Origin of the sequence: Marinobacterium nitratireducens (assembly GCF_014645375.1) — a bacterium.
In the GTDB taxonomy this organism is placed as follows: domain Bacteria; phylum Pseudomonadota; class Gammaproteobacteria; order Pseudomonadales; family Balneatricaceae; genus Marinobacterium_A; species Marinobacterium_A nitratireducens.
Map to the genome: position 1 here is coordinate 543,802 of NZ_BMLT01000003.1, position 24,903 is coordinate 568,704.

Genomic DNA, 24,903 nt, shown 5'->3' on the forward strand with positions numbered 1-24,903 from the left:
GACTCCTGCCGGTTACTCCCAGCTGCGGACATCCTGGTTCTCGCCGTCACCGCCGTCCTTGTTATCCGCACCCAGCGAGTAGAGATCGAAATCTCCGTGCTGGCCCGGATAGTTGTAGACGTAGTCAAAGCCCCAGGGGTCCTTGCGCACCACCTTCTTCTTCAGGTAGGGGCCGTTCCAGTTCGGCGCATTGGACGGCTTTTCGATCAGCGCATCCAGGCCCTCATTGGTGCTGGGGTAGCGGCCGACCTCGAGCCGGTACAGATCCAGCGCCGCGCTGAGTTCCTCGATCTGCAGCGCAGCGGTCTTGGTTTTGGATGTGCCCAGGTGACGGAGCACCTGGGGGCCGACCAGGCTTGCGAGCAGCCCCAGAATGACCAGCACCACCAGCAGTTCCAGCAGGGTAAAGCCGCGTTGCCCGCGGCGGGCGAAGACGGAATTTCGTTTGGTGGAATGCAGACTCACGATAAAAATTCCTCAGTAGTCAGATTGGCAATTCGTTGATGGACATGATCGCGACCAGGATCGACAGTATGATGCCCGCGATCATCAGTCCGAGTCCGACGATCAGCACAGGTTCCAGGATCGTCAGCATCCGTTGCACCGCGTTGGCCACCTCGCGGTCGTAGACATCGGCGACCTTGAGCAGCATCTCGTCGAGCTGCCCGGTCTCCTCGCCGACCTGGATCATCTGCAGCGCCAGTGTCGGGAAGACCCCGGTCGCCTGCAACGGCTCGGCCAGCCGACGCCCCTCCTTGAGGCTCGCGGCGGCGGTGTCGGCACCCTCGGCCATGGTCTGGTTGACCAGGGTCTCACGGGCGATCTGCAGCGCGGTCAGCAACGGCACGCCACCGCGCACCAGGGTACCCAGACTGCGGCTGAAACGGGCGGTATCGAGACGTTGCAGCAAACCGCCCGCCAGCGGCAGGCGCAACAGCCAGGCGTCCCAGCGCAGGCGTACCTCCGGATCCTGCAGCCGGCGCCGGAACCAGAGCGCCGCCACGATCACCGCCAGCAGCAGCCAGGGGCCGACGTCGCGGATAAATTCGGCGATACCGATGACGATGCTGGTCGACAACGGCAGCGCCCGGCCCATGTCGTCGAACAGCTGCTGGAACTGCGGCACCACATAGGTGAGGATGATCAGCAGCGACAGACCTGCCACGACCAGCAGGATCAGCGGGTACAGCAGGGCCGACAGCGTCTTCTCCCGCAACTCCCGGCTGCGTTCCATATAGTGGGCCAGGTCGGTCAGACCATCGCCCAGACTGCCGGACATCTCGGCGGCGTGAACCATGCTGATGTAGAAGCGGGAGAAGTCGCCCCCCTGCTCCTTCAGCACCGCCGACAGCGCCTGACCCTTGCGCACGCCTTCCTGGATGTGCGCCAGCATCGACTGCGAACCCTCATCTCCGGCCACCCGGCGCATGATCTCCAGCGCCCGATCCAGCGAGACGCCGGCGCGCATCAGCGTCGCCAGATCCAGGGTAAACTGCAGCACCCGCCGCTGCGAGGCGCCGCCAAGCTGCAGTTTGAGCTGCAGCAGGTTCGGCAGGCCGGCCGCACCGCCCTCTTCGACCGAAATCGGAATCAGGCCCGAACGCTGCAGCTGCAACACCGCGGCGCCCTGATCACCGGCTTCCAGGGCCCCGCTGCGTTCTTCGCCCTCCGGCGTCACGGCCCGGTACTGAAACTGCGGCATAGATCAGGTCTCCTGGGTGACGCGTATGACTTCTTCAAGATTGGTGACACCCGCCAGCGCCTTCATACAGCCGTCCTCGTACATGGTGCGCATACCGGCGGCCCTGGCGGCTTTCTGAATCTGCCCCGCGTCCGCATGCTGCAAAGCCAGACGGCGAATTTCATCGTTCATCTGCAGCAGCTCGTGTATCACCACCCGGCCCAGGAATCCGGTTCCGCCGCACGCGCTGCAGCCGACAGCCCGATACAGCTGCACCGGTTTGCCGCCGCTGTACTTTTCAAGGCCGAGTTCCGCCACCACCTCCGGTAGCGGCGTATAGGCTTCCTTGCAGTGCCTGCAGAGTACCCGCACCAGGCGCTGCCCGATGACCGCGTTCAGCGTCGAGGTCAGCAGATAGTCTTCGACCCCCATCTCCAGCAGCCGGGTCACGCTGCTGGCCGCATCGTTGGTGTGCAGGGTCGAGAGCACCAGGTGACCGGTCAATGCCGACTGGATGCAGATACGCGCGGTTTCCAGGTCGCGCATCTCGCCCACCATGATGACGTCCGGGTCCTGCCGCACGATCGAGCGCAGGGCGTTGGCAAAGTTGAGGCCGATGGCTGACTTGGTCTGGATCTGGTTGATGCCCTCGAGCTGGTACTCCACCGGGTCTTCGACGGTAATCAGCTTGCGTTCGGGGGTATTGAGGCGATGCAGCGCCGTATAGAGCGTCGTGGTCTTGCCGCTACCGGTCGGTCCCGTGCAGAGAATCATGCCGTTGGGAATATTGAGCAATTCCTCCAGCGCTTCGCGGGTATCGTCCGCGAACCCCAGCGAGGTGAAGTCCAGAGACACGTTTTCCCTGTTCAGCAGGCGCATCACCACGCTTTCGCCGTACATCGTCGGCACCGTCGAGACACGCACGTCGAGGTCCTGACCCTGCACCCGCAGCTCGATACGCCCGTCCTGCGGCAGGCGACGTTCGGCGATGTTGAGGCGTGCCATGATCTTGATACGGGAAATCACCGCCGGCGCCATCTTCACCGGCGGCGCCTCGCCTTCCTTGAGCACGCCGTCGATGCGATAGCGCACCTTGAGGCTGTTCTCGAACGGCTCGATGTGAATATCGGAGGCGCGGGCATCGACCGCCCGCTGAATGATGAGGTTGACCAGACGGATGACCGGCGCACCGCTGGCCATGTCCATCAGCAGCTCGACGCTCTCCTCGCTGTCCTCGCCCGGCGCCACCTCGGAGAGGATATCGCCCATCTGGCTCTGGCCTTCGCCGAACATCCGCTCCAGCGCGGAGTCTATCTCGGACCCCACGCCCACCACCGGTTCGACCTCGCAGTCGGTGGCCAGCGCCACGGCCTCGGCGGCAAAACTGTCCTGGGGGTTGGCCATGGCCAGCAGCAGTCGCTCGCCGTCGCGGCGCAGCGGTACCAGTTGCGCTTCCTTGAGGAACCGGTACGAAAGTTCCCCCTCCAGCACCGGGGCCTCCGGGTAGTCGGCGGCCGCCACCAGCGGCAGCTTCAGCAGTTCGGCGAGGCTCGCGGCCATGTTGCGCTCCGACACCAGGCCAAGTTTCACCAGCAGCAGCGACAGCGGCGCTTCGTCCGCCTGACTGCTGCGCATGCGCTCGACCCGTGCCAGGTCGGTCTCGGTCAACCGGCCGGACTGCACCAGCGCCTGCCCCAGCGCCCGGTCATCCAGTGCCGCACCCCGGGTATCTTCAGCCACGTCCATCAGGTACTCCTCTTAACCGCACTCCCTCCGTGGAATCCCCCAGCATACACCAGCCATTGTGACAAAATGACGGTTTTGTAACGGAATCTGCCCTGCACCACCTTCTGCTCAACTATAGTCGATGATCTACCCGGCCAATGCCGCGAGATTTTGTCTAATCTACATGCAGCCCTTGCTCTGTCTTCGTTCTCGAGGTAGCTGCAACCATGCACCCAGGGCCCGCTCTCAGTTCCCTGTTCTGGCTCCTGCCGGCCGTGGCGACCTCGGCAGGCTCTGTGCCGCAAACCTTTCCATGGCACAGCGATGCCGTGATCCGCACTCAGGTGGTCAATTCGCTCGCAGACACCGGTCCCGGCAGCCTGCGCGAAGCGATCCTTCAGGCCAATGCCCTGCCGGGACCGGACCTCATACGGTTTGCCAGCGATGGCGACCTGTTTCGACAGCCCCAGACCATTGTGCTCAACTCGCCTCTGCCCGAAATTCGCGACGCTCTTGTAATCGATGGCTATATCGACGACATGCTTTGGCAGGCAAGTGGCGTTACATTGGACGGGCAGACGCGTTACCGCATTCTCAGCGTCGCGCCCGGCATCCACGCCCGAATCAGCTATCTGACGCTGACCCGTGGCAGCGCCGATAAGGGGGGGGCACTTTTTAACGCCGGGATCTCGGTTCTCTCAGGCGTATTGCTCGACAACAACCGGGCCTCGGACAACGGCGGCGCACTATACAACGCAGGCAGCCTCTTCCTGATAAATTCCACTCTGCATGGCAACAGCGCGCATCGCGCCGGTGGCGCCCTGTACCACGCGGGCACAGCGCTGACCGTGACCCACTCCACCTTCGACGACAACGCCGCGCCCCAGGGTGGAGCTATCTACAGCACGGGCCCGGCACTGATGAATAACAGCATCGTCGCCAACAGCCGTTCCCCGCTCGACTGCCTCGCCGAAGTGGATTTCGCGGCCCAAAGCCGCGCCAACATCATCGAGAAATCCAGTGGCTGTACCGGCATTTTTTCCCGGGAAGACCCGGGGCTGGGAAAGCTGGGACGCTACAACGGCCCTACCCGGACTATTCCAATAAACTCGCGCAGTCCCGCATTCAACAGGGCCGACAACGCAGCCTCCCTGGACGAGGCAGGACAACCGTTGACCTGGGATCAGCGCGGCAACGGCGATCCACGTTTTGCCGTTGGAATTGCCGATATCGGGGCCTTTGAAGTACAGCCGCAGGTGCTGTTCGAGGTCGACACCAGGAGTGACGAAGATATTCGTGGCTGCACGCGGAGCAAGAACGACTGCTCGCTCAGGGGCGCGCTGACGTTACTGAATCAGAGCAGGCGCCATCAGGTTCTGAAGTTCGACCAGGAAGTGTTCCGGCAAGGTGTCGATATACACTTTCGCGCGCCGCTACCGCCAGTCACCCGGGATCTGACGATCGACGCCTCTGAGGTCGGGACGGTCAGACTTGGCGGTAACCACGCCCTGCGCGCTAACCCCGGTATCGTGCTGGAGACGATCAATGTCCGGCTGCAGTGAGGCGCAGGCTCGCCCGGAGTCACTGTATCCGATGACAAAAACTTGACCCCACAGCCTTCGACGTATGCAATACAGTGACAAGAGCAACAGCGACGCAGCCCCCTGGCGCCGCCGCAGAAAAAACACAACAAGGACTCAACCTTGAAAACAAGGGACAAAATACTGTTCTGTGGCCTGGAGCAGTTCGCCGAGCATGGCATCGCCAAGGTCTCGACCAACCATATCGCCGACTGTCTCGATATCAGCCCGGGCAACCTCTATCACCACTTTCGCAACAAGCAGGCGATTCTGCGCGAACTCTACCAGTGGTTCGTCGCCGACTTCATGCGCTTCCTGCGCGCCGATGAGCAGCAATCGGTCGCTTCGCGGGAGTTCTGGACTTCCCTGGAACTCTGCTTTCAGCTGGTGCACCGTTACTGCTTTATCTTTCGCGACGCGGCTTTCGTCATCCAGAAATACCCCGAGCTCGAGCCGGACTTTCGCGAAGTGGTGCGCCAGACCGACAAGGCTGGGCGCAATTTCTGCCATCTGGCGGTCAGCAACGGTGTACTTGTGGTCGAAGAGGAAGACATGCACAGACTTGCGACCAACGTTCACTTCATCTTCACCCAGTGGGGCGGCTACGGCACGATGCGCGCGGCCAGCCTGCCCAACAACCGGGAAAGACCTCAGGAAAGCGATCCCTACAATCTGAAAATGGGCTTCGTTCAGATCCTGAGCATGTTCAAGCCCTACATCAGCGAGCGCGACCGGGACGAGTTCATCGAGATCATGCACAGCCACCGCTGAAACGGCGGGAGGCGACCTAGTTTTTTTACTCTAATTCTTTTCTCTACGATAACCCTCAATAACACGAACAATCAGGCCCGCAACCGACATCATCGCTTGTGGGCAGACGCCATTAGAGGGGATCAGAGACATGCAACTCGACTTTATCGGAAGCGGGAATCTCACGCACCTTGGCCAGCAGCTGCTGGAATCCAACCTGGAGCTCGCGGGCTCCGCGCTCAACAGCACCCGGGACATCCTGGACCGCAGCCTGGAGCTCAACCGCGACTTGATGCTCGCCGGCCTCGGTCTGGCCGCCAAGGCCCGACAGCAGGCCGAGCAGCTGCAGGGCACCGTTTCGGAGCAGGGCGCCGGGGCCGAACAGGGTCTGCAGCAACTGGTCGAGAACGGAACCCAGCTGGTCAAAGCCCAGCTGCAGGACGTCAGCAACGGACTTCACGCCCAGCGCGTCAAGCTCGGCACCCACGACATTCAGTCCCTGGACGAGCCGATTCGCGCCACCCAGGAGCTGGGTTTCAAGCTGCTCTCCATCCACGGCAGGCTGATCAACCAGGCGCGCAGCGAACTCAACGCCGTCAGCCGCCCGCAGGCAGATGAATCGCCGGCAGCGGAAGCCGACGCCAGCTAAACTGTTTGCGTGACTCAGCACTCCTGATCGAAGGCTTCGGGTCGAAACCACCGCGCCACCGACACCCAAGCCTTCGCCGAAGTTCCCATGTTCCGAGAAAAGGAATTTAGGATGACCAACTCTCTGATGCCTAGTGCACTGAGTGCCCTGACCGACCCTCTCGCGCCGTCGGACTCCCAGTCGGCAGCGACCTTTGTGCTGATCTATGACCAGCGCCCGCTACCCGAGGGACACCTGCGTTTCAAGCAGGTCCTTGGCCGCGTGCGTACCCGGCTGCAACACTTTCCGCAGTTCCAGCGTCTGCTGCGCTCCCCCAGTCTTCTGGGCAAGCCGCAATGGGCCCTGGACAACCGTTTCGATGTTGAATTCCACGTGCGTCACCTGGCGCTGCCCAAGCCCGGTGACTGGCGCCAGTTCTGCATTCAGGTGGCCCGTATTCACTCCCGCCCCCTGGACATGAGTCGTCCGCCCTGGGAAATCAACGTGGTCGAAGGCCTGGACAACATCCCCTGGCTCGGCGAAGGTCACTTCGCCATGATCTGCAAGGTGCACCAAGGTCTGATGGACCCGCAGCAGGCGATGGACCTGATCTGGTCTTTGCACGATGAAATCAGCCCGGCACCCAGTAACAGCACCCGCCGGCCGGTCGCCATGCTACCGGTCACCGCGATGCTCGGCAGCGGTCTAAACTTTGCGCTTCGCCCGGTCGAAGAGGCCGCGGCGCAGACCCGCAACGCCCTGCGCCGAACCAGCGAGAGCCTAAGCCCGATCATGCGCTTCTACCACGGTGTCCTGACCGGCGGCGTGCGGGTTCCCTATACCCGTTTCAATACCGACGTTTCGAACTACCGCGTCTGGCAGAGTTACTCGATGGCGCTGGACAAGCTTGGTCGTCTGAGGAAGGCCGTTGCCGACGCCGAAGAGAGCGACATCCTGCTGGCTGTCATTTCCGGCGCCCTGAGACTCTATTTCGAGGACAAAACCGAGATGGCGCCCCGGGAGCTGCGGGCGCTGATGCCGAGCTTCACTGCTACGGGCGAGCCTGCACCGCTGCAGGCATCTCGGGACATCGTAGACCTGGCACTGCATACCGACGACCCCGTCGAACGTCTGCAGCAACTGATTCGCAACCGCGCACAGGCTCGTACCGGGTCGCCGGTCACGCCGCCGGATACGCGCTCGCCAACCCGCAGCATGACCGATGCCATCCGTCTGACCCTGGAGGCGCAGCGCGCCAAGGCTGGCATGCCACTGGCCAATACCGCGCTGATCGACCTCGGCGGCGACGCGCAGGACCTCCACCTGATGGACGCTCCGCTGGTGTACTTCTCGGGCGTATCGGAGATCACCAACGGCCTGGGGCTGGTCCATGTTGCCAGCCGGCACAACCGTTACCTCAACCTGTCGGTCACATCCTGCCGCGAGATGCTGCCGGATCCGGACTTCTATTACGAATGTCTCGAGCGCAGCTTCGAGGAGTTGCTGAGTGCCGTAGCCAAACCACAGAATCGAAAAAAGAAAGACAATGTCTAACCCGATACCGCACGTTGCCGAAAAAGACCGCAAGCGACCGGCGCTGATTCACTCCCTGCTCGAGGCGCGGGTTCCGCTGGAAATCGCCGGCCTGCTGCTGTCGCTGCCTCTGCTGCCGAACACGCCCCGCGGCGATGGTCATCCGGTGCTCGTTCTGCCGGGTCTGACCGCCGGTGACGAGGGCACCTTCCTGCTGCGCCAGTATCTCGCCAGCCTCGGCTATTCCTGTCATGCCTGGCATATGGGCCGGAATATAGGCCCGCTGGCGGGCAACCAGGACCGCCTCACCAGCCGGGTTCGCCTGCTGGCCGAGCAGTACCAGCAGCCCGTATCGTTGATCGGCTGGAGTATGGGCGGGCTGTTCGCGCGCTATGTTGCCCACGAAGTTCCGGAACTGGTGCGCTCCGTTACGTCCCTCGGCTCGCCCATCAACCTGCACGAGGAAGCCGACAACATCGCCACCCTCGTCGCGCGTATGGGATCGAACATCGCGCTGGAAGACTACACCAGTCTGGTCAACGAAAAGAGCTGGCATCACTGGCGCACGACACCACCGGTGCCGACCACCGCCATCTACTCCCGCAGCGACGGCGCCTGCTACTGGTCCACCACCCGGGACCCGCTGCAGCACGATCGCGCCGAGAACGTTCGCGTGCCCGGCAGCCACTCGGGCATGACCCACAACGCTTTCGTGTTCGCGGTGCTGGCCGACCGGCTGGCGCAACGGCCGGAGTCCTGGAAGCCGTACCGGCGTCAGGGCTTTGCCGGTCTGCTGCTGTCGATGAGCAAGCCGCTGGAACGGGTCTGGTAGCGTCCGATGAGTGTTCAGAACTTCCTGCTCAAACAGTACCTGCGCCGGCACTACAAGCCGCGGCTAAACGCGCACCTGACGCTCGAGGAGGCCCGGCACGAGCTGGACAGCGTGGTCGAGCGCTTTCTGCCGCTGGCGTCGATCGGTGTCAACATCGAGCACAGCAATGTCGCCGGCGTCGAGTGCGAGTTCCTGACCGCGCCGCACAGAACGCCCAAGGGCGTGCTGCTCTATCTGCACGGCGGCATGTTCTCGATGGCCTCGCCGCAGAGCCATCGCGGCGCGACCCAGGTACTGGCGAAGCGACTCAAGCTGCAGGTGGTGACACCGCGCTACCGACTGGCGCCGGAACATGCCTTCCCCGCCGCCCTCGACGACGTGATTGCGGTGTACGAGGCGCTGCAGCACGACATCGAACCCGGCACCCCATTTTACGTTGCCGGCGACCAGGCCGGCGCCTGCCTGGGCTTTCAGCTGGTGCAGCGCCAGCTGGCGGACGGCGGACTCGGACCCGACGCCCTGATCGGCATCTCCGGTCTCTACGACCTGACGCTGTCGGGGCCGTCGATGGAATCGAATGCCGAAGCCGACTGCTTTGCCACCCGCTTGGCATTCGAACGGGCCATGGACTTCTACCTGGGCCCGGAGGACGAACGCGACCGCCGCGCGGTTTCGCCGCTGTTCGGCGAACTGCATGGCCTGCCCCCGGTACTGCTGCAGGTCTCGGACAGCGAAATGCTGCTCGACGACAGCCGCCGCATGGCTGCAGCGCTGGAAGATGCGGGCGTCGAGGTGGAGCTCGACATCTGGAAGGACATGCCGTCCTGCTGGCACCTCGGCGCCGTGGCGCTGCCGGAAGGGCGCGAAGCCATCGACCGCATGGCCCGGTTCCTGAAACGAATCAAAAGTTAAGCGTTAACCGATTTTTTGTAATGAAACGGGGCAACGACCCCGAAAGAGAGCTAGGAGTTACACTGAAATGAAACGTCAATTGCACAGCATGGACAGTCTATATCTGTACCTGGATGCGGAAAATGCACAGATCTGCATCACGCCGGTCTTTTTCTACGACCCGTCCACCGCCAAGGGCGGCGAGCTGACCCACGCACAGCTGCTCGATCAACTGCGCAGGAGCATCAAGGTGCTGCCGGTGATGCGTTCGCGTCTGGAACGTCTGCCACTTGATGTTGACAACCCCTACCTGGCCGAAGACCCGAACTTTCGCCTGGAAAACCATGTCCGCGAAGTGACGCTGCCGGCACCCGGCAACTGGCAAGCACTGCGCCAGGCACTGGGGGACTTTCAGGCCAGCAAGCTCGACACCAGCGTTCCGCTGTGGGAGATGGTCGTATTCCGCGGTCTGTCCGGTATCGACTGGCTGCCAAAAGGCGCTTTTGCAATAGCGATGAAATTCCACCACGTGGTCGTTGACGGCCACAGCCTGATCGAGATCGTCGGCCACATGCACGACGAAGGTCAGACCATCGCCGCCAAGAATCCGGAACTGGCGCAGCGACGCTACGAAGCGCCGCCGCTGCTCGACCGCATGACCCAGGCCGTCTCCAACAACCTGCTCGGCGCCATTAACATGGTGTCGCCGCTGCTGAGCGCCGCCCCCGGCATCACCAAAACCCTGGTGGGCGAGATCAGCCGTAACGCCACCAGCATGCCGCAGTTGCCGGTGAAGACGCGCTTCAATGCGCCTGTGAGCGCCAAGCGCGTCTGGGACCTGGCCAGCTTCGACCTGCCGACCATCAAGCAGATCGCCAAGCAGCAGCCCGGCGCCACCATCAACGACGTGGTACTGACCATCGTCGGTGGCGGACTGCGCACTTACCTGCAGAGCAAGGGCGACTCGGTCAACCAGGTGCTGCGCGCGGTGGCGCCGATGAACGTGCGCCACGAGTCGGAATACAACCAGGGCGGCACCGAAATCTCGTACTTCTTCCCGGACCTCCCGGTGCACCTGGAAGACCCCAGGGCACAGCTGCAACATGCCGCCACCTCTGCCCGCAAGGCCAAGGAAGTCGCCAACGGCCTCGGCGGCCGGCAGATGAACGACTTCTCCAAGAACATCCCGGCGGCATACTTCTCGTCGCTGAACTTGACCGGCATGCTCGGCAAGGCGGCCAGTACGCTGCTGAACATGAACGGCAACACCGTGGTCACGAACGTTCCGGGACCTGCGACCCAGCTGCATCTGGGCGGCGCGACCCTGGTCAACCTGAGCGGCATCATGCTGATCGGCGACGGCATGGGCATGAACCACTGCGTCAACAGTTACGATGGAAAGCTCAACATTTCCGTTGTCTCCTGCCCTGAGCTGATGCCGGATCCCGAGTTCTACGTCGAGTGCCTGCTCGGCACCTACGAAGCGCTGAAGCAAGCCTTCGGTATCGAAACCCCAAATCCGGACGCCGGCAGCAAGCAGACCACGGCAAAGGCCGCGACCGCCCAACCGGAAGCTGCCGAAACCGCTGCCAAAGCAGCCAAGCCGGCGACGCGTACGCGCAAGGCCAGCAGCGCCCGCAAGCCGTCTACCCGCAGCAAGACCGGCACCGCCAAGGCACCGGCTGCGGCATCGGGCAAGTCCGCGGACTGAGGCCCGGGCTCGCGCAGGGGCCGCATCGATGATCGCGGCCCCTTAGTTCCTGCGCGCAGCGGATATTCGTCACCCAAGGAGTACAGCGGATGAATGATCAGGAAAGCCCGGCGTCCATGCTGGGATCGCGTGACTACACCACCGGCCCCTTCGTCAACCACCGTGTCAGCTGGCGCGCCCGCCTGTTGAACCGGGCGCTGCGTACGTTCGTCAAGAGCCGGATGAGCGGACCGCCGGAAATTCCGGCACTGCGCCGTTTTATGCTCAAGACGGACGGAAGGCTGGCATTATCTGTCGGTCAGAACATTGAAGTTCAGTCGCTGAAGGTCAGCGGCGTCCCCTGTCACAGCCTGACCCGCCAGCAGCCGAGCAGCCGGACCCTGCTCTATCTGCACGGCGGCGGTTTCTGTGCCCATACGCCCAAGACCTACGACGGCTTTGCCGCGCGGCTGTGCGAGGCCTTCGACGCCAACGCGCTGCTGCCTGATTACCGCCTCGCGCCGGAGCACCCCTTCCCGGCTGCCATCGACGACTCGCTCGCCGCCTACCGCTACCTGCTCGACCAGGATATCGATCCCGGCCGCATCGTCGTTGCCGGCGATTCCGCCGGTGGCTGCCTGGCGCTGGCGCTGATGATGAGGCTGCGCAGAGAGGGGCTGCCGATGCCCGGTTGCGTGGTGACGATGTCGCCCGCGACCGATCACCCGGACAACGAGCCCGATCTCGAAGCAGCCACGCAGCATGATCCGATGTTCAGTCCCGAAGTCCTGAGGCTGTTCGCCTCGAGCTATGTGCCGCGCGCGGAAGACCGGAGCAACCCCGAGGCGCTGCCCCTGCACGGCAGTTACGAGGGATTGCCGCCACTACAGATTCACGTCGGCAGTACCGAAGCCCTGTTGAGCCACTCGACCCGGGCGGCCGCCAAGGCGAAAGCGGCAGGCGTGGAGGTCTCCCTCAACGTATGGGACAGCATGCCCCACGTGCATCCGATCTTCCACCTGATTCCCGAAAGCCGTCAGGCAATCGACATGATGGCCGCGTTCGTGCGCCGCCACCTGCCCTGACCTCCGGCCCCGACCGCGCACTGTCCCGGCCAGACTCTGCCGGGGCGGTGCCGCTTCCGTTTCTCACCGCTCGCCCACCAGCGGTGATGTTCCTTTCCTTAGCATCACCCCCTGAACTTCCATCGGCTGGCTGACTGCCGTTCACCTTCTGCCCGCCACAAAGCGTTCCAGTCTGTGCCCGGTTGCGCACCGAAGTGTCGCACCCAGTAGTTTTTTTACTCTAATTTTTTCCACTAGCATCCCCCTCAACGTCACCTCGCCGACCCCAGCGGACAATATCCGGACCTGGTCGGAATCAACGGGCCCCCACTCCCACCAGAGGTGCCACAATTAGAAGCCGAAGGGTTACGGCCCCAGGCAAAACGCTTTGTAAGAACGATTCTATTTGGGCCAAGCGCCGGGAGAGCTAATGCTTAGGCAACTTCACACGATGGACAGCCTGTTTCTGTACGTTGAAAAGGCTGGATATCAGATCGACATCACCCCCGTATTCTTTTACGACCCTGCCGGGAGCAAAGACGGCGAGCTGACCCACGAGCAGCTGCTCGAACGGTTCCACGACACCGTCGAAGCGGTACCAGCGCTGCGCTCCCGCCTGGAGCGCGTGCCGTTCGACCTCGACAACCCCTATCTCGCGGAAGACCGGAATTTCAGGATCGAAAATCACTTCAGCGAAGTGAATCTGCCGGCGCCCGGCGATGCCGAGACCCTGCGTGCGGTACTGGCCGACTTCCAGACTCGCCCACTGGATATGGATCGTCCGCTCTGGGAGGTACTGATCGTACGCGGTCTGGACAACGTCGAGGGCATGCCGGCCGGAGCAATCGCTGTGGCACTTAAGGTCCATCACGTCATCGCCGATGGCCATACCGTGGTCGAAATCATTTCCAGGCTGCATGACGAGGGCCAGAGCCAGGCCGATGACAAGGCGCAGAAACCTCGCGTGGAATTCAGGGCGCCGAACTACTACGATCGCCTCGGCCAGGTGCTTTCCAACAACCTGATCGGCGCGCTGGGCATGATGAATCCGCTGCTCAACTCACTGCCGCGCATTGGCAAGACGCTGCTCGAAACCGTCAGCAAGGACAGCGACAAGCTGACGCGACCACCGGTTTCGACACGCTTCAATCGCAAGCCCGAAAGCAAGGAATTTGTCTGGAATTTCGCCTCGCTGGACCTCGCCACGGCCAAGCGCATCAGCAAACAGGAAACCGGCGCCACCATCAACGACGTGGTGCTGACGGTCATCGCCGGCGCCATGCGCGACTACATGCAGGCCAAGGGCGACCGCACCGATGACTGCCTGCGCGCCATGGCACCGGTCAATATCCGCCAGGAGTCGCAGCGCAACGCCGGGGGCAACGAAGTTTCCTTCATTCTGCCCGATCTGCCGGTACAGCTTGCCGACCCCAGGGAGCGTCTGCAGGCCGTGATGCGCTCGACCGGCCATAACAAGAAGGTTGCCAAGGACATCGACAGCCGCGAAGTCAGCAACCTGATGAAGAGCGTTCCGCCGGCCTGGATGGCCTCGATGCGTCTGATGGGCATTATCGAAAGCACCTCGCACCCGCTAATGCAGCTGGTCGGCAACGCACTCGCCACCAACGTGCCCGGCCCCGCGGTACCGCTGCACCTGAAGGGCGCGCGGTTGCTCAACCTCGCCGGCATGATCGTACCGACAGCGGGCCTGGGACTGCACCACGTGATCGTCAGTTACGCCGGCAAGCTCAACATCTCGATGACGGCACACCGCGACATTCTTCCGGATCCGGACTTCTACCGCGAGTGCCTGGAGCGCAGCTTCGAGCAACTGCTGGAAGCCTATCCCGACGCGGCTGCCTGAGCCGGACGGCCCGCCCCGCCTTCACAACGGTGAACGCGGGGCGCCGGCCGCCTCTGCGCACACCATATCGCGCCGCCCCGACGCCAATCAGCGCTGCAATGGCACCGACAGCAGTGCCTCCACCAGCAACTGGGCGTCGGCCAGCGGCGCGCTGCCAGCCGATACCAGCGGCCGCTCCAGCACCTCGACGCCGAGCGCTTTCAGCGCCGATGCATCGATACCGCCGTTGTAACGACCGCGCCGGCTGTCCAGCACGACGTGGCTCAACAGCCGGCTATTCGGCGTTCCGCTCCCGCAATCCTCACGCAGCACACCCAGCAGACGCTCGACCGATTCGGTCAGAGTCAGCCCCGCCTGTTCCGGGTCGCCGCCCAGGCTCGGTACGAACACCTTGGGTACCTGCGTCGCTGCAATGGCGCGCCCTGCGCCCCGCGGCAACAGATTCGCCAGCACGCTGGTATAGAAGCTGCCCGGCGGAAAGCAGATCATCTGCGCCGCCGCAATCATTTGGCGCCGCGATTCCGGCAGCAGCGACGTCACCGGATGATAATCCTCCTGCGACTGGCTGAGCCCGAACCGCTCGATACGCAGCCCCCGCCGCGCCAGATCCAGGCCGGTTATCCGGTGCTCGCCGAGTACCCGGCTGCCGTCGCTCAGCTGTGCCATCAGATGGTAATTGTCGTTGGTGACCGTATGCACCTCCCCCAGCACCGCCGCGTACTGAGCGAATTCGGCGATCGCCGAATCGAGGTCGCGCGCGTTACGCAGCCAGGTACCGGTCAGCACCAGGTTGCCGATACTGGCCCCGCGCAGATCGAAGTCCTCCGGCATGGCTTCGCGAAAGGCAGCCAGCTGCACGCAGATAAGGTTGCGATTGTGCAGATCGACCGCCTTCACCAGTGCATGCTCGCCGCGGACAATGCTGTCGAGTTCAACTCTGAGCGCCGAACTCGCGGCGTCTGTCGGCAGCCGGTGGGCAAACAGCTTTACCCCCTCCGGATGACCGGTCGCCCGGTCGTCCGCCAGCGACATCAGGCGGCTGCGCAGATCGCCGATGGCCGGCATGCCGAAGGCCTGACGCAGGATCGCCGAGCTGCCGCCGGAATCGTAGGGGGTCACCAGATGCACCGAGTTGTGCGTGTAGTGCTTGAGCGCCCGGCTGGCGCTGTCCAGCGCCGAACCGCCGGTGAAGAACAGCATCCGGCGCCCGAGCCCGGCGGCGTCCTGCGCCGGCCGCTCGGACAGCCGCCGAAGCACCGGCGACTCGGAATCGGGGAGAGGATTAAGGGGTGCGGGATCCTTTGGCACGGAGCTTACCTGATACTAAACAGCCGCCATTATCCCCCATTGCACTGCTGCGAAAAAGCCACCGGTGCACCGGACGCACCACTGGCACAGGGATTGCTGTGATCAGGCATCCTGTCGTGAGAAAGTATAATGAAAGAGACACTGTTTCCCTGGTTCCAGCCGGTTATCGAAATTGCCAGCGGCCGTATCGCCGGCTACGAAGCCCTGGCTCGCCGCCGCACGACCGACGGCAAGGTCGAATCGGCCGCCAATGTCTTCACCAATCCCGACTACAGCGCCGCGCAACGCCTCGAAGCCGACCGCAGCCTGCGCTACCAGGCGCTGGAGCGCTTTGCCGCCGAAGCCGCCTCGGGCGGCCTCTGCCTGAATCTCTCGCCCGAGTGGATCGACCAGCTGGAAAACCTCGATACGCTGCCCACCCTCGAGATGATTCACAAGGTCGGGCTGGACCCGTCACGGGTGGTGCTGGAAATCACCGAGCGGGCCGGCGATCTGGAGTCGATCCGCGAACTGGCCGAAGCCTACCGTGCCGCCGGGGTACGGATCGCCTACGACGACTTCGGCAGCGGCTTTCAGCAACTCGACCGACTCATCGCCTTTACCCCCGACCTGCTCAAGCTGGATCTGCGAATGTTCCACAATGGTGCACACCATGCACAGAAGCGGGCCATTCTGCAGATGATCGGACAAATGGGCGCTCAGCTTGGCAGCAAGATCGTGTGCGAGGGGGTGGAAACCCCCGAGGACTTCTTCCTTGCCCTGCACTGCAACGCCAGCTACGTACAGGGGTTCCTGTTCCAGGGGGCCCAGGCCGATTTTGCCGCGCCCGATTCGATGCGAGAACGGGTGCAGTCGCTGCTCGAACAGCACCTGGATATCAGCGTGGAAGCGACCGCCCGCCGCCAGTGGCAGACCGAGGGTCTGCACAGCAATCTGATGGCCCTGCGTGACCTGCTGCGGGTGGAACAGGGCCTCGAGGCGCTGGCGAACTACCATCCGGCACGGGGCATGCTGCGCTTTTTCATCTGCAACCGCCAGGGCGAGCAAATCTCGCCCAACTACCGCTTCGAAGACGGTCACTGGCGGGGCGACGAAAGCGTCACGGGCAACAACTGGAGCTGGCGCCCCTACTTCTACCAACTGCTGGGCGCGGCCGACTACGACCGTCGCATCCTGCGCTCGACACCCTACCTCGACATCGTGACCGGCCAGCCCTGCGAGACCCTGAGTCTGGCGCTGGATGATCACCGTGTGATGCTGGTCGACGTCGAGGCGCCGGAGCAGTCCGGCATCGGCACCAGTTACAGCGACCTGATGCCGGCGTTGCGCTAGGGACCGCCTTTCGATCGCCCGGGGGACCGGGCTCCTACAGCTGTTTCGTGGGCGCGGCGCACCCGAACGTACGGGCACTTCCCCCGCCGCGAACGGGTTGGGCACGGTGCCCAATTCGATTCGCCGCGAGGCGCGGCTCCCACGGTTCGGCAGGGCTTGCGGGTCTGGTGTAGGAGCCCGCTCCGCGGGCGATCTTTTTGGGGGCGCGGCAGCCCCCGAGCGTCGAAGCCCGGCCCGGGTTCGCCCGGGGACCGGGCTCCTACAGGGGTTTTTCCCGGGAGCGGCTTACCCGAAGGGCACTTCCCCCGCCGCGAACGGGTTGGGCACGGTGCCCAATTCGATTCGCCGCGAGGCGCGGCTCCCACGGTTCGGCAGGGCCTGCGAATCGGGTGTAGGAGCCCGCTCCGCGGGCGATCTTTTCGGGGGCGAGGCACATCCGGGTCGTCGAAGCCTGGCCCGGGTTCGCCCGGGGACCGGGCTCCTACAGCTGTTTCGTGGGAGCGGCGCACCCAAACGTACGGGCACTTCCCCCGCCGCGAACGGGTTGGGCACGGTGCCCGATTCGATTCGCCGCGAGGCGCGGCTCCCACGGTTCGGCAGGGCCTGCGAACCGGATGTAGGAGCCCGCTCCGCGGGCGATCTTTTCGGGGGCGCGGCAGATCCCAGGCGTCGAAGCCTGGCCCGGGTTCGCCCGCGGAGCGGGCTCCTACAATTGAATTCCCCCCATCCGGCGACTAGCTTTCTATAGCGAAACGGACTTTGGGCGGAACATGACAGAAATCGAACAGGCATCCTCGGCTGCCGACAGGGAAGCAGAAAACGACGCTGCGGCCTCTGCATCCGCCCCGTCCCTATGGCGGCAGCTGGACCAAGCCGACAGCCTGGAATCGCTGCTGCCTGTCTGGCTGTCGCTGCAGAGCGAGCTGATCGGCGAGGTGCAGTACGCCCTCGCCGCATTCGACCCTGACGTCAGCGGCGATTTCGCTGTCCAGGCCACCTGGCCGCCGGCCTCCCGGTTACCTCCACGGCTGTTGCAGAGTGCCCGGCGCGCGCTTTCCGAACAAAAGGGCATCGTACAGCAATGGTCCGATGACGCCGACTCCCGCACTGCGCTGGCCTATCCGGTGCGGCTGCAGGGTGCTCGCGAAGGCGTCGTCGCAGTGCTGTTGCAACAGCCAGAACCGCGCCTCAACCGTGCGATGCGGGAACTGCAGTGGGGCGTCGCGCGGCTGCGGGAGCAATGCCTGCGGGACGGCGTGGAGCACAGCGACCGCCAGGCCGAACGCAGCCGCCAAGCTCTCGACCTGCTGGCAGCGGCACTGCAGCACGAGCGCTTCGACGCCATGTGCCACGCCTGTGCCACGGAGCTTGCGCTGCTTGCCGACTGCGAGCGGGTGTCCCTCGGCTTCCTCAGGGGCGATCACGCCCGGCTGCAATGCGTTTCCCACAGCGCCCAGTTCGGCCAGCGCATGAACCTGAACCGGCTGCTGGAACACGCAATCGACGAAGCGATCGGCCAGCACAGTCTCCTGATCTACCCAGCGCCGGCTTCCGGACCGCCACTGACGCTGCAGGCCCAGGCCGAGCTGTCTGCCGCCTCGGGCAACGTCCGCCTGCTGACCGTACCCCTGCTGGCCCGCGAGCAGCCGGTCGGCGCACTGGTGTTCGAGCGTCCGGCCAACCGCCCGTTCGATCAGGACAGCATCGACATCCTTGCCGCCTGCGCCGCGTTGCTGGGCCCGGTGCTAGAGGAAAAGCGCCAGAACGACCGCTGGCTGGCGGTCAAGGCGGTCGAGGCTCTGCGACGCCAACTCCAGCATCTGTTCGGCCCCCGGCACACGCTCAAGAAACTGCTGGTCGGCGGCAGTCTCGCGTTTCTGGCGCTTTCGCTGCTGCTGACCGGTCCCTACCGGGTGACGGCTGAGTCGACCACCGAGGGCTCGCAGCAGCGCGCCGTGATCGCCGCCTTCGATGGCTATATCCGCGAGGCGCCGGTACGGGCCGGTGACCGGGTCGAGGCCGGCCAGCTGATGGCGGCCATCGACGATCGCGAGATCGCCCTCGACCGCTTGCGCCTGCTGGCCGAGAAGCAGGAAAAGCAGTTTGCCCGTGAACGCGCGCTGAGCGAGCGCAAGCTCGCCGAAGTCAACATCGTCAGCGCACAGATCGAAAAGGTCGACGCCCAGCTCAGGCAGACCGACGAACTGCTCGCCCGGGCCCGCATCATCGCCCCCTTCGACGGTCTGGTCGTGTCCGGCGATCTGCAGCAGTCGATCGGCGCGGCGGTAAGACGGGGCGATGTCCTGTTCGAAGTTACGCCGCAGGACGAGTTTCGCGTGGTGCTGCAGGTACCGGACAGCCAGATCGCCGATATCGAGGTCGGCCAGACAGGTCAGTTGCTCAACAGCGCCCTGCCGGAACGCCCCTTCGATATCGAGATCCGCCGGATTACTCCGGTTGCGGAGGCGCGCAACGGCCGCAACACCTTCCGCGTCGAAGCCGGTCTGATCTCGCCGGAAACCGGCCTGCGCCCGGGCATGGAGGGCGTGGCCAAGGTCGAGGCCGGCGAGCGACGCCTGCTGTGGATCTGGACCCGGCCGCTGCTCGAGAGCGCCCGTATCGCCATCTGGCGCTGGCTGAGGTAATCCGCAGGCATGAGCGACAATTACTTCGACAGCGCCTGGTACCGCGTCCGCCACCTGCGGCTGCAGCTGCGCAGCCACGCCCGCACGCACCGCCAGGTTTACCGCGGCCAGACCTGGTTCGTGGTCCAGGATCCGCAGTCCGGCCAGTTTCACCGTCTCTCCCCCAGCGCCAACCTTTTCGTATCACTGCTCGACGGCGAACGCAGCGTTGACGACGCCTGGCAGGAGCTGGGCAAAAGGCTGGGCAACGAGCAGCCCGGCCAGGCCGAGGTGATTCGCCTGCTGTCGCAGCTGCATCGCGCCGACCTGCTGATCGGCGACCGGCTGCCGGACCTCGACGAAACCGGCCGGCGTGCGCGCCGGTTGCGCCGCAGCCGCCTCGGGCAACGCCTGCGAAATCCGCTGGCGGTACGTCTGCCACTGCTCGACCCGGACGCCTTTCTGCGCCGCACCGCGCCACTGGTGCGCTGGATCTTCGGCCCGCCGGGCATTGTGCTCTGGTGTCTGCTGGTGCCGGGAGCGGCGCTGCTGGCACTGCTCAACTGGAGCGAACTGACGCACAACGTCGTCGATCGAGTGCTATCCGCCGGCAACATTCTGCTGATGATCGCCGCCTATCTGGTGGTGAAAACACTGCATGAACTCGGGCATGGCTATGCGGTGCGGCGCTGGGGCGGCGAAGTGCACGAAATCGGCCTGATGTTCCTGGTGTTCATGCCGGTGCCCTACGTCGACGCCTCGGCGTCGTCCGCGTTTCGCTCCAAATGGCAGCGCGCGGCGGTCGCCAGTGCCGGCATCATCGTCGAGCTGTTCCTGGCTGCACTGGCGACCCTGGCCTGGGTCCTGATGGAACCGGGGCTGGCCCGCGCCTTCGCCTTCAACGTTATGGCCATCGCCGGCGTTTCCACCTTCCTGTTCAACGGCAATCCGCTGCTGCGTTTCGACGGCTATTATGTGCTCAGCGACCTGATCGAGATACCGAATCTCGGCAAACGTGCCAACGAGTACTTCTTCTACCTGCTCAAAACCCGACTGCTCGGCCTGAACGGCCAGCGCTCGCCGGTGCAGGCCCCGGGCGAAGCCCGCTGGCTGCTTGGCTACAGCATCTCGTCCTTCTGCTACCGGCTCATGCTGATGGCCTGGATCGCCTGGTTCCTGCTCACCAAGGTGCCGGTGGCGGGGGTTCTGCTTGCCGCCTACATGCTGTTCAACAGTCTGCTGCTGCCACTGGCGCGGGGCCTGAAGTTTCTGCTGATGAGCCCTTCGCTGCAGGGCCGACGGCGCTACAGCCTGCTGCTGAGCGGATCGCTGGCCGCCGCACTTGCCCTGCTGCTCGGCGTCGTGCCGCTGCCTTATTCAACGCTGGTGGTGGGCGTGGTCTGGGTGCCCGAGGAAGCCTCGCTGCGCACCGAAACCGACGGCACCGTGGCCGAGGTATTGGCCGCGCCTAACAGCTTCGTGCGCAGCGGCACACCGCTGATCCGGCTTGAGGATCCGCTGTTGCACACCGATATCCGCATTCTCGAGGCTGAGCGGCGTGAACTCGAGGCTCGCCTGCAGGCGGCGCGCCAGAACGACCAGGTACAGGTGCGGATGATTCAGGAGCAGCTGCGCCGCACCGCCGCCGCGCTCGAGCTGTTGCAGGAACGCGCGGCGCGACTTGTACTTGTCGCGCGCAACGACGGTATCTTCACGGTACAGGCCCCGGAAGATCTGCCGGGACGGTACTTCCCCCGAGGTACCCCGCTGGCTCACGTCATCGGCGAGCGCCAGACGCTGATTCAGACCCTCATCGATCAGAGCGCCATCGAGCTGGTCCGCGACCACACCCGGCAGGTCGACGTGCGCTTCGTCCAGCACATCGAAACCGCACTGCCGGCGCAGGTCACCCGGGACACCCCGGCGGCCGTCGACAATGTGCCGCCCCAGGCGCTGGCACTGGTCGACGGCGGCCGTATCGCACTGGATCCGGAGGATCCGCAGCGCAAGCGTCTGCTTGAGCGTATGTTCAGGCTCGAGCTGAAGCTGCAGCAGTCACCGCCGGACGGCGTCATCGGCGAACGTGTGCATATCCGTTTCGACCATGGCGCCCAACCATTGCTGCCGCGGCTGGTACGCAGCCTGCGTCAGCTGTTCCTGGCCCGTATCAATGCCTGAGCTGGCCGCCCCGTCCATCCGCATCCCGGCCATCGACGCCTATCGCGACGTGCGGGCCGAGCGCGAAAGCACCGCGGACCGGCTCGGCCGTGCCGCCGGCGCCTGGTGGGTTCGAGGCGGCAACCGGCGACGCTTGCGCAGGCTCAGGTCTCTGGTGCGCCAGGCGGCCCTGCACGAGGAACGCCTCGGCGCGGCCACCCATGCGGAACTGACCGCGGAGTTCGCTTCGCTGGCGCCGCGTCTGCGCCGCACCGGGGGCTTTCCGCTGGCGGAGACGGGGCTGGCCTTCGCCATCCTGCGCGAGGCCGCGGACCGGGTGCTTCAGCAGCGTCCCTACGAGGTCCAGCTGGCCGGGGCCTTCAGCCTGCTCAGTGGTAACATCGCCGAAATGCAGACCGGCGAGGGCAAGACCCTGACCGCCGCGCTGGCCGCGGCCACCGCGGCGCTGGCCGGCCAGCCGGTGCACCTGGTGACGGTCAACGACTACCTGGCGCAGCGGGATGCGCAGACGCTCGGCCCGCTGTACCGTTTCCTGGGACTCTCGGTGGGCCTGGCGCTGGCCAGTCAGACACCGGACGAGCGCCGCCAGGCTTACCGCGCCGACATCGCCTACTGCACCAACAAGACCCTGACCTTCGACTACCTGCGCGACCAGATCAGGCTCAAGTTTCAGGCCAACCCGCTCAAACAGCGTCTCGACGGTCTCTACGGCGAACAGGGCATCAGTTCGCAGCTGCTGCTGCGCGGCCTGCACTTCGCCATCATCGACGAAGCCGACAGCATTCTGGTCGACGAAGCCCGCACACCGCTGCTGATTTCGGAACCCGTGGCGCGCGCCTTCGACCCCGACAGCCTCGAAGCGGCGCTGCATATCGCCCGGCTGCTGCAACCGAGGCGGGATTATCGGCTGATGCCGGAGCTGCGCCGGCTCGAGCTGACGCCCGACGGCGAACTGCAGCTCGAGCGTCTGGCGACGGGGCGGGACGGTAACTGGGCCATCGCGGCCTGGCGCCGGGAACTGGTGCTGACCGCCCTTTCGGCGCTCAAGCTGTTCCATCGCGACGAGCATTACCTGGTCGACGACGACAGTGTGCATATCGTCGACGAGTCCACCGGGCGCGTCATGGCTGACCGCTTCTGGCACGAGCCGCTGCATCAGCTGATCGAGCTCAAGGAGGGCTGCCCGCCGTCCGACGGGCGCGTCACCGTCGCACGCATGAGTTACCAGAAGTTCTTTCGCCGCTACGCCCGCCTGGCCGGAATGACCGGTACCGCGCGCGATGTCGAGCTGGAGTTATGGCGCGTCTACGGTCTGGCGGTGACGCGGCTGCCGACCCACCGCCCGTGCCAGCGCCGAGACCTTGGCGAACGCCTGTACCCTGGCGAAGACGAAAAATGGTCGGCAATCGCCGAGCGCGCGGCGCAACTGCAGCGCCAGGGCCGTGCCATACTGATTGGCACCCGCACCGTCAGCGCCTCGCGGCGAGCCGCCGACCACCTGGACCGGCTGGGCCTCGACTATCGGCTGCTGAACGCCTCCCAGGACCGCGAGGAAGCCATGATTATCGCCCAAGCGGGACAACCCGGACGCATTACGCTGGCCACCAACATGGCCGGACGCGGCACCGATATCGTGCCGGACGCTTCGGTGCTGGCGCAGGGCGGACTGCATATCATCCTCTCGGAGCGGCATGAATCCGCGCGCATCGACAAGCAGCTGCAGGGGCGCAGTGCCCGTCAGGGGCAACCCGGCAGTTTCGAGGCCATGCTGTCACTGGACGACGCCCTGCTCGGCCAGGGTGCCGCTGCCGGCTGGCTGCGACGCGGTCCGCCCTGGATTCGCGACTGCCTTGGCGGCCGGCTGATGAAAATGGCGCAACGGCAGACGGAACGGCGCCACAGCCGCATGCGCTGGCAGGTACTGCGTGCCGACGATGAACTCGATGACCTGCTGGCCTTCGCCGGCCGGCCCGAATGACGGAGCCCCCAAAATGTACTTACGCTGTCTCGCGCTATCCTTTGCCAGCCTGATGCTTCAGGTCACCGAGGCCTCGGCCGCGGCCTACGACTGCGTCATCGATCCGTCGAAGGAAATCCGCATCGCAAGTCCCGTAAGAGGCATTCTCGACGAGGTGCTGGTCGACCGGGGCGAAAAGGTAGAGAAAGGCCAGGTAATTGCCCGGCTGAAATCCTCGGTGGAGTCGACCACCGTGGACCTGCTCAAGCTGCGCGCCGAGAACTCGGCACTGATCGACGTCGAGCGCGAACAGGTGGCGCTCAGCGGCAAGAGCCTCCAGCGCGCCCAGCGGCTGCGGCAGACCAACGCCATCTCCCAGCAGCAGCTCGACGAACTGGACGCCGATCACCGTATCCAGCAGCGGGAACTGGCCCAGGTCAGACAGAACCAGCGCGTGACCGAAATGGAGCTGGCACGGGCAAAGGCCGAACTGGACCTGCGCACCATTCGCAGCCCCAACGACGGTATCATCGTCGAACGCGCGCTCTCCGGCGGCGAGTTCGTCAACGAGGACGCCCACATAGTGGTATTGGTGACGCTGGATCCGCTCTACGTCGAAACCTTCGTGCCGGTCGGCATGTACCGCAGCCTGCACACAGGCCAGTCCGCGACGGTCGAACCGGTTGCACCGTTCGAAGGCCGGTATCCGGCGCAGGTCAAGGTGGTCGACTCGGTATTCGACGCGGCCAGCGGCACCGTCGGCGTGCGCCTTGAAATGCCCAACCAGGACCACAAGCTGCCGGGCGGCCTGCGCTGCAAGGTCACCTTCGAGGAAAGCCTCGCCGCGGGCAGCGAAACAGCCGGTAAATAACGGCTCGTAGGAGCCCGGTCCCCGGGCGAACCGGGGCCGGGCTTCGACGCTCGGGGTCTGCCCCGCCCCCAAAAAGATCGCCCGCGGAGCGGGCTCCTACACCCGATTCGCAGGTCCTGCCGAACCGTGGGAGCCGCGCCCCGCGGCGAATCGAATCGGGCATCGTGCCAAAGCGTTCGCGGCGGGGAAGTGCCCGTACGTTTGGGTGCGCCGCTCCCACGAAACAGCTGTAGGAGCCCGGTCCCCGGGCGAACCGATACCGGGCTTCGACGACCTGGATGTGCCCCGCTCGCGAAAAGATCGCCTGCGGAGCGGGCTCCTACACCCGATTCGCAGGTCCTGCCGAACCGTGGGAGCCGCGTCCCGCGGCGAATCGAATCGGGCACCGAGCCCAA

The 24,903-nt window shown here is 64.7% G+C and carries 18 protein-coding genes; 14 read left to right on the forward strand and 4 right to left on the reverse strand.

The genetic code is table 11. The annotated features are described in order from the left end of the window. Positions 1–12 precede the first annotated feature (12 nt). The 3 genes from gspG to gspE are packed head-to-tail and all read right to left on the reverse strand — an operon-like array spanning position 13 to position 3,427. Positions 13–465: a type II secretion system major pseudopilin GspG gene (gene gspG / locus IEX85_RS08115; protein ID WP_229721836.1), complete on the reverse strand. Its 453-nt coding sequence runs from the start codon at positions 463–465 to the stop codon at positions 13–15. A gap of 19 nt (positions 466–484) precedes the next feature. Beyond that, a complete protein-coding gene (locus tag IEX85_RS08120) occupies positions 485–1,702 on the reverse strand; it encodes a type II secretion system F family protein (protein WP_188860073.1) in 1,218 nt (405 codons plus the stop codon). A gap of 3 nt (positions 1,703–1,705) precedes the next feature. Continuing rightward, complete coding sequence (gspE, locus tag IEX85_RS08125; protein WP_188860074.1) at positions 1,706–3,427, reverse strand: type II secretion system ATPase GspE; 1,722 nt, start codon at positions 3,425–3,427, stop codon at positions 1,706–1,708. A 206-nt stretch (positions 3,428–3,633) separates the two neighbouring features. On the opposite strand from gspE, the gene IEX85_RS08130 reads away from it, so the two are divergent. From IEX85_RS08130 to IEX85_RS08170, 9 genes are all read left to right on the forward strand, one after another. Continuing rightward, positions 3,634–4,968 carry a choice-of-anchor Q domain-containing protein gene (locus IEX85_RS08130; RefSeq protein ID WP_188860075.1) on the forward strand — a complete coding sequence of 445 codons (1,335 nt, stop codon included), beginning with the start codon at positions 3,634–3,636 and terminating at the stop codon, positions 4,966–4,968. A gap of 141 nt (positions 4,969–5,109) precedes the next feature. Beyond that, complete coding sequence (locus tag IEX85_RS08135) at positions 5,110–5,757, forward strand: TetR/AcrR family transcriptional regulator (protein ID WP_188860076.1); 648 nt, start codon at positions 5,110–5,112, stop codon at positions 5,755–5,757. 130 nt (positions 5,758–5,887) lie between these two features. Continuing rightward, entirely contained in the window at positions 5,888–6,385 is a 498-nt protein-coding gene (locus IEX85_RS08140) for a hypothetical protein (protein WP_188860077.1), read from the forward strand. A gap of 111 nt (positions 6,386–6,496) precedes the next feature. Then, a complete protein-coding gene (locus IEX85_RS08145; RefSeq protein WP_188860078.1) occupies positions 6,497–7,918 on the forward strand; it encodes a wax ester/triacylglycerol synthase domain-containing protein in 1,422 nt (473 codons plus the stop codon). After that, on the forward strand, positions 7,911–8,729 hold the full coding sequence (locus tag IEX85_RS08150; RefSeq protein ID WP_188860079.1) for an alpha/beta fold hydrolase: 819 nt from the start codon (positions 7,911–7,913) through the stop codon (positions 8,727–8,729). The genes IEX85_RS08145 and IEX85_RS08150 overlap by 8 nt, the downstream gene beginning before the upstream one ends. A gap of 6 nt (positions 8,730–8,735) precedes the next feature. Beyond that, entirely contained in the window at positions 8,736–9,641 is a 906-nt protein-coding gene (locus IEX85_RS08155; protein WP_188860080.1) for an alpha/beta hydrolase, read from the forward strand. 67 nt (positions 9,642–9,708) lie between these two features. Then, positions 9,709–11,331 (forward strand): wax ester/triacylglycerol synthase family O-acyltransferase, encoded by a 1,623-nt coding sequence (locus IEX85_RS08160; protein ID WP_188860081.1) that lies wholly within the window; start codon positions 9,709–9,711, stop codon positions 11,329–11,331. 89 nt (positions 11,332–11,420) lie between these two features. After that, a complete protein-coding gene (locus IEX85_RS08165; protein WP_188860082.1) occupies positions 11,421–12,395 on the forward strand; it encodes an alpha/beta hydrolase in 975 nt (324 codons plus the stop codon). A 409-nt stretch (positions 12,396–12,804) separates the two neighbouring features. Further along, positions 12,805–14,238, forward strand: a complete 1,434-nt coding sequence (locus IEX85_RS08170; RefSeq protein WP_188860083.1) for a wax ester/triacylglycerol synthase family O-acyltransferase — start codon at positions 12,805–12,807, stop codon at positions 14,236–14,238. Between the two features lie 87 nt (positions 14,239–14,325). Here the strand turns inward: IEX85_RS08170 and IEX85_RS08175 are convergent, their stop codons facing one another. Beyond that, on the reverse strand, positions 14,326–15,495 hold the full coding sequence (locus IEX85_RS08175) for a GAK system CofD-like protein (protein WP_188860084.1): 1,170 nt from the start codon (positions 15,493–15,495) through the stop codon (positions 14,326–14,328). A 180-nt stretch (positions 15,496–15,675) separates the two neighbouring features. On the opposite strand from IEX85_RS08175, the gene IEX85_RS08180 reads away from it, so the two are divergent. The 5 genes from IEX85_RS08180 to IEX85_RS08200 all read left to right on the forward strand — a co-directional run bounded on the left by IEX85_RS08180 (position 15,676) and on the right by IEX85_RS08200 (position 24,508). Then, on the forward strand, positions 15,676–16,878 hold the full coding sequence (locus IEX85_RS08180) for an EAL domain-containing protein (RefSeq protein ID WP_188860085.1): 1,203 nt from the start codon (positions 15,676–15,678) through the stop codon (positions 16,876–16,878). A gap of 770 nt (positions 16,879–17,648) precedes the next feature. Then, positions 17,649–19,523: an efflux RND transporter periplasmic adaptor subunit gene (locus tag IEX85_RS08185; protein ID WP_188860086.1), complete on the forward strand. Its 1,875-nt coding sequence runs from the start codon at positions 17,649–17,651 to the stop codon at positions 19,521–19,523. Between the two features lie 9 nt (positions 19,524–19,532). After that, on the forward strand, positions 19,533–21,680 hold the full coding sequence (locus tag IEX85_RS08190; protein ID WP_188860087.1) for a PqqD family peptide modification chaperone: 2,148 nt from the start codon (positions 19,533–19,535) through the stop codon (positions 21,678–21,680). Continuing rightward, positions 21,673–23,658, forward strand: coding sequence for a preprotein translocase subunit SecA (locus IEX85_RS08195; protein WP_229721837.1), 1,986 nt, complete (start codon positions 21,673–21,675; stop codon positions 23,656–23,658). Before IEX85_RS08190 ends, IEX85_RS08195 begins: the two co-directional genes overlap by 8 nt. 13 nt (positions 23,659–23,671) lie before the next feature. Continuing rightward, positions 23,672–24,508 carry an efflux RND transporter periplasmic adaptor subunit gene (locus IEX85_RS08200; protein WP_188860089.1) on the forward strand — a complete coding sequence of 279 codons (837 nt, stop codon included), beginning with the start codon at positions 23,672–23,674 and terminating at the stop codon, positions 24,506–24,508. Positions 24,509–24,903 lie beyond the last annotated feature (395 nt).